This window comes from Microbacterium sp. 2MCAF23 (genome assembly GCF_052115565.1).
Lineage (GTDB): Bacteria > Actinomycetota > Actinomycetes > Actinomycetales > Microbacteriaceae > Microbacterium.
On the sequence record NZ_JBFRGY010000003.1, the window covers coordinates 20309 to 38037 of the forward strand.

Genomic DNA, 17729 nt, shown 5'->3' on the forward strand with positions numbered 1-17729 from the left:
GAATTATGACTGCCACCGCTACGACGGTCGTCGGCCGCGTTGCTCGCGTCACCGGCCCGGTCGTCGACATCGAGTTCCCGCACGACTCGATCCCCGACATCTACAACGCGCTGAAGACGACGATCACCATCGGCGAGGAGTCGACGGAGATCACCCTCGAGGTCGCCCAGCACCTCGGCGATGACCTCGTCCGCGCCATCTCGCTCAAGCCCACCGACGGCATGGTCCGCGGCCAGGAGGTGCGCGACACCGGCGAGGCCATCTCGGTGCCCGTCGGCGACGTCACCAAGGGCAAGGTCTTCAACGTGATCGGCGAGGTCCTGAACGCCGAGCCCGGCGAGCAGATCGAGATCACCGAGCGCTGGCCGATCCACCGCAAGGCCCCGAACTTCGACCAGCTCGAGTCGAAGACCACGATGTTCGAGACCGGCATCAAGTCGATCGACCTGCTCACCCCGTACGTGCAGGGTGGAAAGATCGGCCTGTTCGGCGGTGCGGGCGTCGGCAAGACGGTCCTCATCCAGGAGATGATCCAGCGCGTCGCGCAGGACCACGGTGGTGTGTCGGTGTTCGCCGGTGTCGGCGAGCGCACCCGTGAGGGCAACGACCTCATCGCCGAGATGGAGGAGGCGGGCGTCTTCGACAAGACCGCCCTCGTCTTCGGTCAGATGGACGAGCCGCCGGGGACGCGCCTGCGCGTCGCCCTGTCGGCGCTGACCATGGCGGAGTACTTCCGTGATGTGCAGAAGCAGGACGTGCTGCTCTTCATCGACAACATCTTCCGCTTCACGCAGGCCGGATCCGAGGTCTCCACGCTGCTCGGCCGCATGCCGTCCGCGGTGGGCTACCAGCCGAACCTCGCCGACGAGATGGGCGTGCTCCAGGAGCGCATCACCTCGACGCGCGGCCACTCGATCACCTCGCTGCAGGCGATCTACGTGCCGGCCGATGACTACACCGACCCGGCTCCCGCTACGACGTTCGCGCACCTCGACGCGACCACCGAGCTCTCGCGTGAGATCGCCTCGAAGGGTCTGTACCCGGCGATCGACCCGCTGACGTCGACCTCGCGGATCATGGACCCCCGCTACCTGGGCGAGGACCACTACCGCGTGGCCACCACGGTCAAGCAGATCCTGCAGAAGAACAAGGAGCTGCAGGAGATCATCGCGATCCTCGGTGTCGACGAGCTCTCCGAAGAGGACAAGATCGTCGTGGCGCGCGCCCGTCGCATCCAGCAGTTCCTGTCCCAGAACACCTACATGGCGAAGAAGTTCACCGGTGTCGAGGGCTCCACGGTTCCGCTCAAGGACACGATCGAGTCGTTCGACGCGATCTGCCGCGGTGACTTCGACCACGTCGCGGAGCAGGCCTTCTTCAACGTCGGTGGCATCTCGGACGTCGAGGAGAACTGGGCTCGCATCCAGAAGGAGAACGCCTGATCATGGCGCCCGGTGCTGCATCACTGCACGTCAGCCTCGTCTCCGCCGACGCGGAGGTCTGGACCGGTGAGGCCAGCCTCGTGGTCGCGAAGACCGTCGAGGGCGAGCTGGGCTTCATGGCCGGGCACGAGCCCGTGCTGGCCATCCTCGCCGAAGGTCAGGTGCGCATCACGCAGCTGGACGGCACCAAAGTGCTCGCCAGCGCTCGGGACGGCTTCGTCTCGATGGAGGGCAACGCCCTGACGATCGTCGCGGGCAACGCGGCGCTCGTCGCCTGATCCACAGCATCCTGCACGTCCGCCCCGGTTCCCCGCCTCTTGCGGGAACCGGGGCGGACGTCTGTCCGGGGGAGTGACATGAAGATCCTGCTGCCGCCGTCGGAGACCAAGCGCCCGGGCGGGACGCCGGGGGCGCCCGAGCCTTCGGCATGGGCGTTGCCGGGGCTGCTGCCGCAGCGCAGACAAGTGATCGACGCGCTCATGGCGCTGGCCGTCGACGCGGAGGCGACTCGCCGGGTGCTCAAGCTCAGCGACAAGCAACTCGCCGAGGCTCTGCACGACAACGCCCGGCTGCGGACCGCCGAGGTCATGCCCGCCGTGGACCGCTATACGGGGGTGCTCTATGACGCCCTCGACGCCGCGACGCTCGACGGCTACGCGCGGCGCTGGCTGGGGGCTCACGTGCTCGTGCACAGCGCGCCCTTCGGTCCTGTCGGTGCGCTTGACGCGATCCCGTCGTATCGGCTCGGCGCCGGGGCATCGGTGCCGGCACTGCCGCCGCTTAGGCGACTGTGGGCGGACGCCGTGTCGGCCGAGCTCACAGCCGCGGCGCCGTCCTTCGTGCTGGACCTGCGCTCCGAGGCGTACGTGGATCTGGGACCCGTTCCCGAAGGGCTGCCGTCGGCGTATGTGCGTGTGGTGACCGAGCAGGGTAAGGCGCTGAACCACTTCAACAAGCACGCCAAGGGCGACTTCGTGCGACGCCTGGCGCAGGAGCGTCCGAAGATCGCATCGCGCCGTACCCTCCTGAACTGGGCGGAGCGTTCGGGCGTGCCGCTGAGGGAGACGAGTGAGCACGGCGTCCTCGAGCTGGTGACGGATCAGCCGACGACCCGCAAATAGTTCGTGAGTGCGACGCCAGGACGCGGTAGGGTGTTTCGCGTCGAGGCACCCAGCTGATTCTCAGCTGAGGCTGCTCGATGCGAATGCATCATGAACCGATTCCCGGAGGGAAACATGGACTCTTACGGAGACAGCGGCGCTTACGCGGCTGTGTACCTGATCGCCGCGTTGACGTGGTTTATCTTCGCCATCGTCTTCTACGTACTCGGCTCGCTCTTCCTGATGAAGATCTTCGACAAGGCAGGCGTTCAGGGCAAGTGGCGCGCCTGGGTTCCGGTCTACTCCTCGATGGTGTTCCTGAAGCTGGGTGACCTCAGCCCCTGGCTGGTCCTCTACGCGTTCGGCGGAGCGATCGTGCTGGGCTGGATCCCCGTCATCGGGCAGATCATCGGCCTCGCCGCCTTTGCGCTGACATGCCTCGCAGCCTGGCGCGTCGGTCTGAAGCTGCAGAAGGGCGCGGGCTGGGTGGTGCTCTACGTCTTCCTCAGCCTGATCTGGCTCGGCATCAACGCCTTCGACAAGTCGCGCTGGAACCCGAACATCGCGCCCGCATCCTGGGCCGGGAACGGCTTCTTCGGCGACCGCACGGTGTGGCAGGGCATCCCGGTGCAGCCTTCCGCGGCTCCTGCCGCAGGGTACGGCGCGCCGCAGGGCTACCAGGCGCCGGCTGCCCAGGGCTACGCCCCGCCGCAGCAGCCCGGCTACGGCCAGCCCGCCGCGCCCCAGGCTCCGCAGCAGGGCTTCCAGCCGCCGGCGCCCCAGGCCGCGCCTCCGACGTTCCAGCCGCCGGCTGCTCCGCCGGCTTCCGCCCCGGACGTCCCGGCTACCCCGCCGGCCCCGCCCGCGCCTCCGGCTCCGCCGGCAGCCGCTCCGGAGAACGGCGAGCAGCCCCCGGCGTGACGCTCCGATAGTGCCCCGGTCCTCGGGCCGCGGACGACGTGGGAAGCCTCGGTCTTTCGACCGGGGCTTCCCGCATGCCCGCCGACCGCATCCCGGGTCGGCCTGTAGTTTGGAGGCATGAGCACTGAACGTCGTGTCGGATCGTCCGGGCTCCTGGTCTCCGCGGTGGGACTCGGATGCAACAACTTCGGACGGGCGGGCACGGCGACCGAGACGCTGCAGGGCACCATCCAGGTGCTGGATGCGGCGATCGACCACGGCGTCACGTTCCTCGACACCGCGGACATGTACGGCAAGGATCCGGGCCTCAGCGAGAGTCTGATGGGCCAGGCGCTCGACGGCCGCCGTGATCGCGTGGTGCTCGCCACCAAGTTCGGCTACGCGTCCGCCGACATGGGTTACGACTTCCCCGCGGGTCTCGGATCCCGCCGTTACGTGCGCAAGGCCGTCGAGGAGTCGCTGCGTCGTCTGCGCACCGACTGGATCGACCTGTACCAGTTGCACTGGCCGGATCCGCTCACCCCGATCGATGAGACGCTGGACGCCCTGGACGAACTCGTCCGCGAAGGAAAGATCCGCTACTTCGGCCACTCCAACTTCAGCGGCTGGCAGATCGCCGAGGCGGAGCTGAGCGCGACGAGGAGCGCGCGCTTCATCTCCTCGCAGAACCAGTACTCGCTGCTGTCCCGGGCGGCCGAGCGGGAGGTGCTGCCAGCGGTCAACAGGTTCGGCCTCGGCTTCTTCCCGTTCTTCCCGCTGCACAACGGCCTGCTCACGGGCAAGTTCACCCGCGACGGCGGACCCTCCCAGAGCCGGATCATGCGCACCAGGGCCCATCTCTGGGAGAATGCGCCCTGGGACGCGCTGGACGCCTATCGCGCGTTCTGCGACGAGCGTGGCATCACCATGCTCGAGGCGACGTTCGGCTGGTTGCTGGCGCAACCCGGCGTGGCCTCCGTGATCGCCGGCGCGACCTCCGCCGAGCAGATCGAGGCGAACGCGCGCGCGGGCGCGGCGTGGAGCCCGACCTCGGAGGACGTCGCCGCGATCGACGCCCTGTTTCCGCTCCCGGCGGATCCGGCCGTCTGAGCCGTGTGTCGAGGCCAGGGATCCATTACGATGTGTGAGATTTCAGCGGTCGTTCTGATCGCACGAGGATGCGGAGGACCGCGATGAGCCAGGTTTCGCACGAGCGCGAGGTCGCGCTGGCGTCCGGCGACACGGTCGTCCTGACGTGGGCCGGCGCGACGGACACCGGCCGTCGCCGGGAGAACAACCAGGACTCCCTCCTCGCCGAGTTCCCGTTGTTCGTGGTGGCGGACGGCATGGGCGGCCACGCGGGCGGTGAGATCGCGAGTCAGCGCACCATCGCGCGCCTCGAGGAGGCGGTCGCCACGGGCGAGATCACGACGGAGACGATCGAGACCGCCCTGGTCAGCGCCGTGCAGGACATCACCGCGCACCCGGACACCACGGATGAGGGCACGGGGACGACGCTGACCGGCGTCTTCTTCACCCTCGTCGGCGACGACGCGCGCTGGGTCTCGCTGAACATCGGCGATTCCCGGGTATATCTGCTGCGCGACGGAGTCCTCAGCCAGGTCACGACGGACCACTCCGTCGTCCAGGAGCTGATCACGGCCGGGCGGCTCAGCCCTGAGGAGGCGGAGGGGCATCCGTACAGCAACGTGATCACCCGCGCGGTCGGAGTCAGCGAGGCGCTGCCGCCCGACTACCGCGAGTTCAGCGTGCAGGACGGCGATCGGTTCGTGATCTGCTCGGACGGGCTCACCAAGGAGCTCACTGACTACGGGATCCAGCACTTCCTCGGACTCAATCCGACAGCGGGCGCCGCGGTCGACGCGATGCTCGCCGCTGCGCTGGAGAACGGCGGGCGGGACAACGTGACCGTCATCGTGGTGGACGTGCACCGCACGTCGGCCGACGAGGGATCCTCCTCCACAGCGCCGATCGCCGTCGAGTAGTGCACCGGTTGCGCTGAGCGCGCCCCGCGCCGGGGCGGTTCACGGTGAGATGGCGGAATGGATCCCGCCGAGACGATCGTCCTCCCCGCTGTCGCCGCCGCCCCGCAGCGCGACTCTCTCCCACTGCTCGCCGCGGCAGTGCCCGTGGTCTCGGGGATCGTGCTCTTCGCCGTCACCGGCTCACCGCTGTCCCTGTGCTTCGCGGCCCTCGGGCCGGTCATGATCCTCGGCTCCTTCCTGGACAGCGTGCGCCAGCGTCGCCGCGCCGCACGTGTCGCACGGGCCGAGGAGACGCAGGCCTGGTCGCGAGTCGAACAGATCGTGAGCGACCGGGAGTCGGAGGAGAGAGCCCGCCGGTTGCGGGCCGTCCCCGATATCGCCGCCTGCCTCGTGGACCCGCCGACGCGTCCGATCGCTCTCGCGGACACGGTCGAGATCGCAGCCGGCCGCGGAGACGGGCCTTCGCCGCTGCGGTTCAGCGGCACCGGGGGACGAGCCGAAGCGTTCCGCGTCCAGCACAGCGCCGTGACGGGGGTGCCGGTCCTGGTGCGCCTGTCCGATGGCGTGTGCGTGCGAGGGCCCGCGCCGATCGCCGCTGCCGTGGCCAGGGCGATGGTGCTGCAGCTGTGTCTTCGGCACGCGAACGGCGCTGTCCGTCTCGAGGGAGACGCCGTGGCCGCGCTCGGGCTGGACGGTCTGCCCCAGGCCCGCCTTGCCCGGCAAGACGCCGGTGTCGTGCATCTCGGGGTGCAGCGGAGCGCGCCGTCCGGCCCCAGGCTCTGTCTGCTCCAGCCGGGAACGCCACCGCCGGTGGGCTACCACGCCGTGCTCGACGTCACGGAGCCCGCATCGGCCCGCCTGCGCACCCCGCAGGGGACGCAGGACTGTACGGCGGAGGGGATCTCCCGCGAGCAGGCGGAGGCGATCGTGCAGGTTCTGATCCGGGAGCAGGACGATGAGGCGGCGATTCCCGCGGCGGTGGCGCTGCAGGAGGTGCTGCCGCCTCTGCCGGGCCAGTGGGACACGGGGATCGTCGGGCCGGAGTCTGTGGCGTGCGAGGGCCTGCGGGCGGCGATCGGGCGGGATGCGGAAGGGGCGGTGGTGCCGGACCTCGTCGCGGACGGGCCGCACGCGCTCGTGACCGGTGTCACCGGCGCGGGCAAGAGCGAGCTCCTGGTGAGCTGGGTCGCCGCGCTGGCCGCCACGCACTCGGCAGAGCAGGTGAGCTTCGTGCTCGCCGACTTCAAGGGCGGCACGGCCTTCGAGCCGCTGCGCGCCCTGCCGCACGTCGCGGCCGTCATCACGGACCTCGACGCCGATGGTGCGGAGCGCGGGGTGCGGAGCCTCCGTGCCGAGCTGCGGCGCAGAGAGGGCGTCCTCGCCGAGACGGGCGCCCGCAGCGTCGCGGAGACCGGGGGAGTGCTGGGCCGCTTGGTGATCGTCGTCGACGAGTTCGCGGCGCTGCTGCAGGAGCATCCCGATCTGGCGGCGGTGTTCACCGACATCGCCGCCCGCGGTCGCGCCCTCGGCATGCACCTCATCCTGGGCACCCAGCGGGCCACCGGGGTCATCCGCGACGCGCTGGCCGCGAACTGCCCTCTGCGGATCGCCCTGCGCGTCACGGATCCCGCCGACAGCAGGATCATGATCGGCAGCGACGCGGCAGCGGCTCTGCCCGGAGACCTCGCAGGACGTGGTCTCGCCTACGTCCGCCGCCCTCAGGACGCGGCGCCCGCCGTGTTCCGCGTCGCGCGGACCAGCGCCGATGAGCTCGCCACGATCGCGGCCCACTGGCGCGGTGTCCCGCGGGCGCGGAGCCCGTGGCAGGCGGCACTGCCCGCGCAACTGCAGCGGGCCGATCTCCCCGCCGCTGCGCCCGGGGAGATCACGCTCGGCCTCGCGGACGAACCGGAGCAGCAGCGGCAGACGGTGCGCACGCTGCGCATCGGCGAGGACCGCGGCCTCGTGGTGTTCGGGGGCCCGGGGGCCGGCAAGAGCAGCGTGCTGAGGGCCGCGGTGGCGCAGGTGCCGGGAGGCGTGCTGCTGAGGCCGGATCCCGAGCAGGCGTGGTCTCTGATCGACGAGATCGCGGACGGCGGCCGCCCGGTGCCGCCGCTGCTGGCCGTCGACGATGTCGATCGGCACCTCGCCGCGTTCCCGCTCGAGTACGCTTCCGCGTGGGTGGAGCGGCTGCAGCGTGTCGTCCGCCTCGCCGCCGAGCACGGAGGGACCGTGCTGCTCAGCGCGTCACGATGCAGCGGGCAGATCTCCGCGGTTGCGGATCTGCTGCCGGAGCGCGCCCTGCTGCGCACCGTGAGCCGCACGGAGCACCTCACCGCCGGCGGTGAGCCCGGCACCTTTGACCCCGACCGGCCCCCGGGCCGGGCGCGGCTGGGCGGCGCCGAGGTGCAGTTCGTGCTGCCGGAGGCCGAGGCCGAGGCGGGAGCACCGGGCTCCTCGCCCCTGGAGCGGACGGCGGCGCACCCGGAGACGCCGCAGTGGGAGCCGCGGGCGATGCTCGTCGGCGTGGTGAGCACGGCACCGGCGCGGACGGCGGAGAGGCTCGGCGGGCGCTTCGGCCGCGCCGCGGTGCAAGTGCTCGTGGACGGCGCGCCCGTGATCCTTCCGGATGGAGCAGGGCGGTTCGATGAGTCCGCCGCACCGGCACGGATCCGCGCGGACGATGCGATCGCTCGTTCGGCGGAACGCGCGGCCTCCGCAGAGCGGGAGGCCGCGGGCCTCATCGTGCTGGTCGGCGACGGGGAGGCATGGCAACGGCAATACGCGCTGTGGCAGCGGATCGTCCGCGGTGGCGAGGTCGTCGTGCTCGCCGAGGCAACCAGGGAACTGCGCATGCTCACCGGCGTGCGCGAGCTGCCGCCGTACGCCGTGCCGCACGCGGGGCGGGCATGGACCATCGATCGGGACGGGCGTCCGTCCCGGGTGATCCTTCCCACCCCGCGGGGCGATGTCAGCCCAGCAGCTCGTCCAGCGGCGTGAGGGGCAGATCGTGCGCGGTCGCGACGCCGGCGTTGGCGATCTTCCCGCCGGTCACGTTGAGACCGCCGGCGAGAGCGGCATCGGCACGCAGCGCCGCCTGCCAGCCGCGGCCCGCGATCTGCCGCACATAGGGCAGCGTCGCGTTCGTCAGGGCCGAGGTCGAGGTGTTCGGCACCGCGCCCGGCATGTTCGCCACGCAGTAGAACACGGTGTCGTGCACGCGGAACGTGGGGTCGTCGTGCGTGGTCGGGTGGGTGTCCTCGAAGCAGCCGCCCTGGTCCACCGCGATGTCCACGAGCACGCTGCCGGGGCGCATCTCGGCGACCATGTCGTTCGTGACGAGCTTCGGTGCCTTTGCCCCGGGGATCAGCACCGATCCGATGACGAGGTCCGAGTTCACGACGGCGCGGCGCAGATCCAGCGGGTTCGACGCCGCGGTCTTCACCCGGCCGCCGAAGAAGTCGTCCAGATAGCGCAGCCGCGCGATGTTCGTGTCGAAGATCGTCACGTCCGCGCCCATGCCTGCGGCGATCACGGCCGCGTTCGCGCCGGCGACGCCGCCGCCGATCACCGTCACGGTGGCGGGGCGGGTTCCGGGAACGCCTGACATCAGCAGACCGAGGCCGCCGTTCGAGCGCATCAGCGTGTTCGCGCCGACCAGCGGGGCGAGACGACCCGCGACTTCGCTCATCGGCGCGAGCAGCGGCAGTGCACCCGAGGCCAGCTGCACCGTCTCGTAGGCGATCGCCGTCATGCCCGATTCTGCGAGCTTGTCGGTGAGCGGGCGATCGGCGGCGAGGTGCAGATACGTGAACAGGACCAGGTCGCTGCGGAAGCGGTGGTACTCGCTGGCGATCGGCTCCTTCACCTTCAGCACCAGCTCGGCGCGGGCCCACACCTCGTCGGCGTCATCGAGCAGCGTCGCTCCCGCCTCCAGATAGTCGGCATCCGACATCGAGGATCCGGCACCGGCGCCGGACTGCACGACGACCTCATGACCGGCCTGCACGAGGTCGTGCACGCCAGCGGGCGTGAGGGCGACGCGGAATTCGTTGTTCTTCACCTCGCTGGGGACAGAGATCCTCATCGTGGCTCCTCTCCTTTTCCCTGATGGGCTTTCCCGCCCGCGGGTTCTGGCCCTTTCTGGGGGCGTTCAGATTCCGGCGCCGGGGCGGATGGCCCCCACGCCGCTGCCGCCTCCGAGGACGGCAAGTGGAAGGGCCGAGGCAAGGCTGTCCACCTGCGCGTCGGTCAGCGCGCCCGCGCGGGCGAGCAGGGTGGCGGCCACGATCGTGGCCGCACGGCCGGATCCGTCCAGCATCTTCAGGGCGACGGTGGCGCCGTTCGGGGCGACCATCACCATCACGCCCTCCGCGCCGTGCTTGGCGAACACGCCCAGCTTCTCGATCGCGATGGTGTCGGGGCGTCCAGGGCCCTCGATCGTCCATGGGTTCTGCCGCACCGTGCGCACCAGGGCGCCGGCGACCCGGTGCAGCGCGAACGGCGACCGCTCCGAGGCGCTGCCGATGCGATGCACGGCTCGCGCGAGCCCGGTGAGGGTGATGGCGTGCACCGGGGCGCCGCAGCCGTCGATCGCCGTGGCGGCGACGCGCTCGCCGCTGAGCCGCTCGACGACGTCTTTGATGTGCACCTGCAGCGGGTGGTCCACGTCGAGGTACCCGGCGGTGGGCCAGCCGTTCGCGACACAGGCGCGCAGCATGGTCGCGTGCTTGCCGGAACAGTTCATCCGGATGCGCGCCTTGCCGGCGTGATCGCGCACGAGCTCGTCCCTCGTCGCCGAGTCGCCGGGCCAATCCGCGGGGCAGCCGAGGTCGTCCTCGGTGAGCCCGCCCGCCGTGAGGATCTCGCGCACCACGGCCACGTGCCGGTCGGTGCCGATGTGGCTCGCCGTGGCGAGGCCGAGCTGCTCGTCCTCCAGCGGAGCGCCGGCGGTGAGACAGCCGATCGCCTGCAACGGCTTCAGGCTGGAGCGGGGCAGCACCAGCGCGTCGGCGTTGCCGTGGCGGGCGAGGACCTCGCCTTCCGGGGAGAGCACGACCGCCGCTCCGATGTGGCGGGATTCGATGAATCCGTTCCGTTCGACGACGGCGAGTTCCACGGCATCCTGGACGGTCAGAGTCTGCACCACGAGAGCCAGCCTAGTGGGCGCGGACCCCGCCGACAGGCGTGATACGAACCGGCGCCGACAGGATCCTGGCACCATGGATGCATGAGCCTCGGCACGCACCGCTACGCCCTCACGACGACCTGGACCGGCAATCGAGGGACGGGCACATCGGGCTATCGCGACTACGACCGCGCCAGCACGCTGAGCGTCGCGGGCAAGCCCGACGTGCTGGCCTCGTCGGACAAGCCGTTCCGAGGGGATCCCACCCGCTGGAACCCGGAGGATCTGCTGCTCGCGGCGCTCAGCGAATGCCACCTGCTGAGCTATCTGCACGCCTGTGTGACGGCAGACGTCGTGGTCGTCGACTACCGTGACGAGGCCACCGGCACGATGCAGGAGGACGGGCGCGGCGGCGGGGCGTTCACCGAGGTGACACTGCACCCCGTGGTCACGATCGCCGAGGAGTCCATGCGCGAAGCCGCAGAGTCCGCGCATGCGCAGGCCAACGCGTGGTGCTTCATCGCGAACTCGGTGTCGTTCCCGGTGCATCACGAGGCCACGATCCTGGTCGCGGACGCGTCGACAGCCCCGTCCGTCGATCCGGCGTGACCCGCCCGGTCAGCGCCGCTCGTGGGGCAGCGCCTGCTTGATCTTCTCGATCGCGCCCTGCGCCGGCACCTCGTTGTAGACGCCGGCGAGCTCCTGCTCGCTGAGCGCGTGGATCGCGGCCATGATCTCGTCGGTCGCGCCGCGGCGGGCACGGCCTGAGTTCGCCGCGCCGTGGTGCGAGAGATCCAGTGGTTCGCCGAAGCGGATCGTGACCTTGGAGCCGATCTTGGGCATGCTCGCCCCGACCGGCATGGCCTTGTCGGTGCCGATCACTCCGACGGGCACCACTCTTGCCCCCGTCTGCAGCGCGAGGAAGGCGACGCCCGTGCGTCCCTTGTACAGGCGCCCGTCGGTCGAACGCGTGCCTTCCGGGTACAGCGCGACGGCGAGCCCCGCGTCCAGCAGCTTGCGCTGTTCGTCCAGGGCGTCCAGCGCGGCCTGGCCCGCGCCGCGGCGCACCGGGATGGCACCGACCGCGCGCATGAAGTTCGCCACGAAGCGACCCTTCAGACTCGTGCCCTCGAAGTAGCTCGACTTCGCCAGAAAGTGCACGCGCCGGGGAGCTGCGACCGGGATCGCGATCGAGTCGATGAAGGAGAGGTGGTTCGACGCGATGATGATCGGGCCGTCTTTCGGCACATTCGCTCGCCCCTCGATGCGAGGGCGGTAGATGAGCCGGGTGAGCGGGATGAGGATCATCCGGCCGAGCAGATAGGTGGCACCGGCGCGATGCACCTCGTCTTCGAGATGCTCCTGCTCTGCGACGGCCTCGTCGCGGTCCGCAGACGCTGCGGGTTCGTGTTGCGGGGTCACCAGACAAGGCTAGATCAGGATCCATTCCGCGATCGGAATGGGCGCGCGAGGCGGACCGGGAGCGGATTCACACCACCTCCCAGCGGCGGCAAAGCCCGATAGGGCAGGATGGGCGGGTTCGTCTCTACGTCTCGAGGTCTTCCGTGCGCATCCGCCTTGCCGCTGCTCTGTCCGCCGTCGCAGCGACGGCTCTCCTGCTGTCCGGCTGTGCCGGCGCCGCGAACCCCTCGGCCTCGCCGTCTCCGTCGGCGTCGTCGTCGTGCCTGCTCGACGCGAAGCCGGGCAAGGCCTCCGACGCCGTCAAGGTCGAGGGCGAGGGAAAGGATCTGAAGGTCACGGTGCCCTCCGGCACCGACGTCGACGCGGCCACCGCCGTCGAGCGCACGGTGGTGAAGAAGGGCGACGGGAAGAACGTGGTCGCCGGGGATCTGGTCTCCGTGCAGTACCGCATCGTGAACGCCACGGACGGCACCGTCCTCGACTCCAGCGCCCGCGGGGTGGACGACCAGCTGCCCGTGCTGCTCGACCCGAACCAGCAGTCGCTGTTCGTCGCCGCGCTCGAATGCAAGCCGCTCGGCTCGGCGGTCGTGGTGGCAGTCCCGGGCAAGATGTTCGGTGAGGGCGGCAAGCCCGTCGTCGTCTACGCGCAGTCCACGAAGGCCCTCCCGACCGTTGCGAAGGGCAAGGAAGTCGCTCCGGTCGAGGGCATGCCGACCGTCAAGCTCGACAAGGACGGCGCTCCCGAGATCACCATCCCGAAGGCCGAGCCGCCCGCGGCGACCACCATCGCGAACCTCAAGCAGGGCGATGGCCCGACGGTGCAGAGCGGCGACTACGTGATCGTGCAGTACCGCGGCGTGACCTGGGCGGATGGCAAGGAGTTCGACTCCAGCTGGAAGCGGAAGGCTCCGGCGCAGTTCCAGACCACGGGCGTGGTGACCGGCTTCAAGAAGGCGCTCGAAGGCCAGAAGGTCGGCTCGCAGGTGCTGGTCGTCATCCCGCCGGCCGAAGGGTATGGCGACAAGGCCAGCGGCTCGATCCCCGCGAACTCGACGCTGGTGTTCGTGATCGACATCCTCGGCACGGTCCCCACGGCGGCCCCCGCGCAGTGACCCGCCGCTGATCGAACGAGGGCCCGCGAGCATCGCCGATGCACGGGCCCTCATCCGTCGGCGGAGCACGGCCTAGGCTGAGGCCATGCGTCGCGTCCTCATCCTCGGCTCCACCGGCTCCATCGGCACTCAGGCCCTCGACGTCATCAAGGCGAATCCGGATCGGTTCGAGCTGGTCGGCCTCGCCGCGGGCACGCAGGCCGACCTGCTGCAGCAGCAGGCCGAGGAGTTCGGCGTGGACGACACGGCACTCGGCGCCGCCGAGGCGGAGCAGCTGGTCCGCGATGTCGAGGCCGATGTCGTGCTCAACGCGATCACCGGATCCATCGGCCTCGGCTCGACGCTCGCGGCCCTCAAGGCCGGCCGCACGCTGGCTCTGGCGAACAAGGAGTCGCTCATCGTCGGCGGCGCCCTCGTCACCGCGCTCGCGCAGCCGGGTCAGATCGTGCCCGTCGACTCCGAGCACTCCGCCATCGCGCAGGCGCTGCGCTCAGGCACCAAGCAGGAGGTGCGCCGCCTCGTCGTCACGGCCTCCGGCGGTCCCTTCCGTGGCCGGACCCGCGAGCAGATGGCCGCGGTCACACCGGTCGAGGCGCTGGCGCACCCGACCTGGGACATGGGACGCATGGTCACGACCAACTCGGCGACGCTCGTGAACAAGGGGCTCGAGGTCATCGAGGCGCATCTGCTCTTCGACGTGGACTACGAGCGGATCGAGGTGGTGGTGCACCCGCAGTCGATCGTGCACTCGATGGTGGAGTTCGTGGACGGATCCACGATCGCCCAGGCCTCTCCGCCCGACATGCGCCTGCCGATCTCGCTGGGGCTCGACTGGCCGAACCGCGTGGGCGGTGCGGGGCGGCCGATCGATTGGACGAAGGCGGCGAGCTGGACGTTCGAGCCGCTCGACAACGCGGCCTTCCCATCCGTGGTCCTGGCTAAGCAGGTCGGACGAGCGGGGCGCACCTACCCCGCCGTGTACAACGCCGCGAACGAGCAGGCCGTGAACGCCTTCCACGAGGGGCGGCTGGGCTTCCTCGCCATCGTCGACACCATCGAGCGGGTGGTCGACGCGCATGATCCGCCGGACGAGCTCACCGTCGAGAGCCTCGCGGCCGCGGAGCAGTGGGCGAGGGCGACGGCCGACCGGATGATCGCCGCTCAGGCGTGAGCTTTCGGATCCCGCGGATCCTGGCGACTGCACAGCCTCGGCACGGGCGTTTCCTAGCCCGGCACCGGTAGCGTGGCGGGGTGGAGATCCTGCTGTACGTCGCTGGCCTGCTGTTCGTGCTGGTCGGACTCGGGGTGTCGATCGCCCTGCACGAGCTGGGGCACCTCGTGCCCGCCAAGCTGTTCGGCGTGCACGTCGGCCAGTACATGATCGGCTTCGGTCCCCGGCTGTTCTCGAAGAAGATCGGCGAGACCGAGTACGGCGTCAAGGCGCTGCCGATCGGCGGCTTCATCTCGATGTCGGGCATGTACCCGCCCTCGCCCGGCGACGAGGGCGACGAGGGCGGGCGGAGCCGGTCGCGCGGCGCCTTCCGCACCCTCATCCAGGACGCCAGGGCCGCCAACGACGAGACCATCGACCCCGAGCGCGCGAGCCGCGTCTTCTACCTGCTCCCGGTCTGGAAGCGCGTCATCGTCATGTTCGGCGGACCGTTCATGAACCTCGTGCTGGCGGTCGTGATCTTCACCGTGCTGCTGAGCGGGATCGGTCTTCAGCAGGGTACGACCACCATCGCCTCGGTCTCGGAATGCGTGCTGCCGGCCGGATCCACGCAGACCTCGTGCTCCGCCTCGGATCCGGTGGCCCCTGCGGCGCAGGCCGGGGTCAAGCCGGGGGACAGGATCGTCTCGGTCGACGGGAAGGACGTCCGCACGTTCGCCGAGGCCAGCGCGATCATCCAGGCATCACCCGGAAAGGCAATCCCGCTCGTCGTCGAGCGCGCCGGATCACGGCTCACTCTGCAGCTGACCCCGGTCGCCGCGCAGCGCCAGGAGGCGGACGCCAACGGGCGCGCCGTCGTCGACGACAAGGGCAACGCCGTCATGCACACGGTCGGCTATGCCGGAGTCGGCGCCCAGCTCGCCTACGTGCAGCAGCCGCTGTCCGCGGGCTTCGAGCAGGCGATGGCGAACACCGGATCCGTCGTGCAGCTCATCGGCAACCTGCCGGTGCGGCTGTGGGATGTGGGCGTCTCCCTGGTCACCGGCACGCCGCGCGATCCGAACGGTCCGCTCAGCGTGATCGGGGTCGGCCGCATCGCCGGCGAGGTGGCGGCAGCGGATGCGCCGCTTCTGAACCGGTTCGCCGTGCTGCTGAGCCTCATGGGGTCGCTGAACATCGCGCTGTTCGTGTTCAATCTCATCCCGCTGCTGCCCCTGGACGGCGGGCACATCGTGGTCGCGCTGTGGGACGGGCTGAAGCGAGCGTGGGCGAAGCTCTTCCAGCGTCCGAAGCCCAAGCCCGTGGACGCCACGCGGCTCGTGCCGCTCACGATCGTCGTGGCGGCGCTGCTGGTCGGCATGGGCGGCCTGCTGCTCGTGGCCGACCTGTTCCACCCGATCACGATCGGCTGAATCACCGGTCGTTGAGCGAGCGGAGCGAGACGAAACGCGGTGCCCGGCGGAAACAGCGTTTCGTCTCGCTGTTCCTTCGTCGCTGCTCGCTCAACGACCCCGGAGGAGCTCAGGCCCCGTCGAGCGCGTGCCCGATCAGGCGCTGGAGGGTCGTCATCCCGTCGCGGGACAGGATCGATTCCAGGTGGCCCTGCACCGACGCGAACGCCGGGCCGCGCAGCGCGTAGACGTCGCCGGAGATCGGATCCGCGGATACCTCGGCGACACCGGCGTCGGTCGTGCCCGGCGCGACGCGCGCCGTGAAGGTGTTGTAGAAGCCGATCGATGCGTCTTCGCCGAACACCGGCACCGACTTCTGCAGGCCCTGGTGCGGGCTGGCGAGCGGGGCGAGGTCGAGCCCGAGGGAATCCGCGAGGATCTGATGGCTGAGGCACACGGCGAGCAGCGGGCGCCCGCTCTCGCGGCGGCGCGCCACGAGAGCACGCATCCGGGCGATGCGGGGCGACGTCCTGTCCCGGGGGTCGCCCGGACCAGGCCCGGCGACGAGCAGATCCGCGGCGTCGATGTCGGCGTCATCGGCCTCGGCCCACGGCTGGATCCGCACATCGAGTCCGAGATGGCGCAGCTGGTGCGCGAGCATGGTGGTGAACCGGTCCTCGGCGTCGACGACGATCGCCGTGCGCCCGGCGAACGGCGCCGTGGCGGCCGCCGTGGGCGCGGCGTCCTGCGGGTTGATCCAGAACTCGGCGAGGCGGCCGTTGCGGGAGGCGAGCAGCGCCTGGATCGCCGGATCCTCGGCGGGCGTCGGACCGGATCCGGGTGCGTCGGCGTCCTCACGGGCCTCAGCGGCGGTGTCGCGCGCCACGGCGCCGATCGCGCCGAGCACGCCCGCGGCCTTGCCGTGCGTCTCGCCGACCTCGCCGGCCGGATCCGAGTGCCGCACGAGGGTGGCGCCGACCGGGACGCTGACCACGCCGTCCTTCAGGTACACGGTGCGGATGAGGATCGGCGCGTCCAGGTCGTGGCCGCCGGCGTCGTTCGGCGTGAAGAGCGCCGCCACGCCGGAGTAGTAGCCGCGGGGCTTGCGCTCGTGCCGGCGGATCACCGTGCACGCGTTCTGCATCGGGGATCCGGTCACGGTCGGCGCGAACATCGTCTCGCGCAGGATGTCGCGCGGATCCAGCCGGCTGCTGCCGCGCAGCATGTACTCGGTGTGCGTGAGCCGCGACATCTGCTTGAGGTGCGGGCCCGTGATCCGCCCGCCGTCGGAGCAGACCGCGCTCATCATCTTGAGCTCCTCGTCGACCACCATGAACAGTTCCTCGGTCTCCTTCGCGGAGGTGAGGAACTCGCCCAGCGTCGCCGTGGTCGAGCCGCCGGCGGGATGGCGGAACGTGCCCGAGATCGGGTTCATCGTCACGACCCCGCCCTGAGCCACGACGTGCGCTTCGGGGCTGGCACCGACGGCGATGACGCCCGGGGTGACGACGGCGAAGGTCCAGTACGCGCCGCGCTCGTGTTCGAGCAGGGCCCGGAACCAGGTGAGCGCCGCCGTCCGCTCCGCCTGGGGCGACGCGGTGTCGATCGTCGCGGTGTAGTCGCGCCGGATCACGAAGTTCGCGCCCTCGCCCCGGCCGATCTCATCGGCGATCACGCGCTCGACGATCGTCGCGTACTCCTCGTCGCTGAGGTCGAATCCGCCGTCTCGCAGCGGGATCGGATCGGCAGGCAGCGCGGCGCGCACCTCGTCCGCGGGCAGGTGGAGGTGCTCGTCCACGAGCAGGCAGCGCAACGGCGCCCCGTCGTCCTGCGCCTCGAAGCCCCGTTCCCGGACCTGGCGATAGGGGACGAGTGAGAACACCTCCCGGCGTTCGTCACCGGAGCCGAGGGGGATGTCGGCGAGGTTCGTCACATCGACGATCTCGCCGGTGAGCAGCTCGACGCTGTCCGAGCCCTCGCGGGCGAGCAGGACGAACGACGAGTCGAGAGCGTGGATCCGGTCGGCGGTGGTCATGAAGGTGCTCCTGAAAGAGGGA

At 70.4% G+C, this 17729-nt stretch carries 15 protein-coding genes; 11 read left to right on the top strand and 4 right to left on the bottom strand.

Annotation, left to right across the window (positions count from 1 at the left end; genetic code table 11):
- Nucleotides 1–5: 5 nt before the first annotated feature.
- The 7 genes from atpD to AB4078_RS03570 all read left to right on the top strand — a co-directional run bounded on the left by atpD (nucleotide 6) and on the right by AB4078_RS03570 (nucleotide 8448).
- The gene (gene atpD, locus AB4078_RS03540) at nucleotides 6–1442 is read left to right on the top strand and encodes a F0F1 ATP synthase subunit beta (protein ID WP_292716625.1); all 1437 of its coding nucleotides are present in this window, start codon (nucleotides 6–8) and stop codon (nucleotides 1440–1442) included.
- A gap of 2 nt (nucleotides 1443–1444) precedes the next feature.
- Nucleotides 1445–1720 (top strand): F0F1 ATP synthase subunit epsilon, encoded by a 276-nt coding sequence (locus tag AB4078_RS03545; RefSeq protein WP_440732200.1) that lies wholly within the window; start codon nucleotides 1445–1447, stop codon nucleotides 1718–1720.
- Nucleotides 1721–1798: 78 nt separating this feature from the next.
- On the top strand, nucleotides 1799–2563 hold the full coding sequence (locus AB4078_RS03550) for a YaaA family protein (protein WP_441975982.1): 765 nt from the start codon (nucleotides 1799–1801) through the stop codon (nucleotides 2561–2563).
- A 114-nt stretch (nucleotides 2564–2677) separates the two neighbouring features.
- Complete coding sequence (locus tag AB4078_RS03555) at nucleotides 2678–3463, top strand: large exoprotein (RefSeq protein ID WP_441975983.1); 786 nt, start codon at nucleotides 2678–2680, stop codon at nucleotides 3461–3463.
- A 117-nt stretch (nucleotides 3464–3580) separates the two neighbouring features.
- Entirely contained in the window at nucleotides 3581–4552 is a 972-nt protein-coding gene (locus AB4078_RS03560) for an aldo/keto reductase (protein WP_441975984.1), read from the top strand.
- A gap of 83 nt (nucleotides 4553–4635) precedes the next feature.
- A complete protein-coding gene (locus AB4078_RS03565) occupies nucleotides 4636–5448 on the top strand; it encodes a PP2C family protein-serine/threonine phosphatase (protein ID WP_441975985.1) in 813 nt (270 codons plus the stop codon).
- A gap of 57 nt (nucleotides 5449–5505) precedes the next feature.
- Nucleotides 5506–8448: an FtsK/SpoIIIE domain-containing protein gene (locus tag AB4078_RS03570; protein ID WP_441975986.1), complete on the top strand. Its 2943-nt coding sequence runs from the start codon at nucleotides 5506–5508 to the stop codon at nucleotides 8446–8448.
- On the opposite strand, the gene ald is transcribed toward AB4078_RS03570, so the two are convergent.
- Both ald and AB4078_RS03580 read right to left on the bottom strand, forming a co-directional pair.
- Complete coding sequence (gene ald, locus AB4078_RS03575) at nucleotides 8420–9535, bottom strand: alanine dehydrogenase (RefSeq protein WP_441975987.1); 1116 nt, start codon at nucleotides 9533–9535, stop codon at nucleotides 8420–8422. The genes AB4078_RS03570 and ald overlap by 29 nt on opposite strands.
- A 66-nt stretch (nucleotides 9536–9601) precedes the next feature.
- Nucleotides 9602–10597 (bottom strand): asparaginase, encoded by a 996-nt coding sequence (locus tag AB4078_RS03580; RefSeq protein WP_441975988.1) that lies wholly within the window; start codon nucleotides 10595–10597, stop codon nucleotides 9602–9604.
- Between the two features lie 81 nt (nucleotides 10598–10678).
- Here AB4078_RS03580 and AB4078_RS03585 point away from each other — a divergent pair, with 81 nt between their 5' ends.
- Nucleotides 10679–11185, top strand: coding sequence for an OsmC family protein (locus AB4078_RS03585; RefSeq protein WP_441975989.1), 507 nt, complete (start codon nucleotides 10679–10681; stop codon nucleotides 11183–11185).
- Nucleotides 11186–11194: 9 nt separating this feature from the next.
- On the opposite strand, the gene AB4078_RS03590 is transcribed toward AB4078_RS03585, so the two are convergent.
- The gene (locus AB4078_RS03590; RefSeq protein WP_440732444.1) at nucleotides 11195–11884 is read right to left on the bottom strand and encodes a lysophospholipid acyltransferase family protein; all 690 of its coding nucleotides are present in this window, start codon (nucleotides 11882–11884) and stop codon (nucleotides 11195–11197) included.
- A gap of 257 nt (nucleotides 11885–12141) precedes the next feature.
- On the opposite strand from AB4078_RS03590, the gene AB4078_RS03595 reads away from it, so the two are divergent.
- The 3 genes from AB4078_RS03595 to AB4078_RS03605 all read left to right on the top strand — a co-directional run bounded on the left by AB4078_RS03595 (nucleotide 12142) and on the right by AB4078_RS03605 (nucleotide 15693).
- Nucleotides 12142–13110, top strand: a complete 969-nt coding sequence (locus tag AB4078_RS03595; protein WP_441975990.1) for an FKBP-type peptidyl-prolyl cis-trans isomerase — start codon at nucleotides 12142–12144, stop codon at nucleotides 13108–13110.
- An 85-nt stretch (nucleotides 13111–13195) separates the two neighbouring features.
- Complete coding sequence (dxr, locus tag AB4078_RS03600; RefSeq protein WP_441975991.1) at nucleotides 13196–14281, top strand: 1-deoxy-D-xylulose-5-phosphate reductoisomerase; 1086 nt, start codon at nucleotides 13196–13198, stop codon at nucleotides 14279–14281.
- An 80-nt stretch (nucleotides 14282–14361) separates the two neighbouring features.
- The gene (locus tag AB4078_RS03605; RefSeq protein WP_441975992.1) at nucleotides 14362–15693 is read left to right on the top strand and encodes a M50 family metallopeptidase; all 1332 of its coding nucleotides are present in this window, start codon (nucleotides 14362–14364) and stop codon (nucleotides 15691–15693) included.
- A gap of 109 nt (nucleotides 15694–15802) precedes the next feature.
- Here the strand turns inward: AB4078_RS03605 and AB4078_RS03610 are convergent, their stop codons facing one another.
- Nucleotides 15803–17707, bottom strand: coding sequence for an anthranilate synthase family protein (locus AB4078_RS03610; RefSeq protein ID WP_441975993.1), 1905 nt, complete (start codon nucleotides 17705–17707; stop codon nucleotides 15803–15805).
- Between the last annotated feature and the right edge of the window lie 22 nt (nucleotides 17708–17729).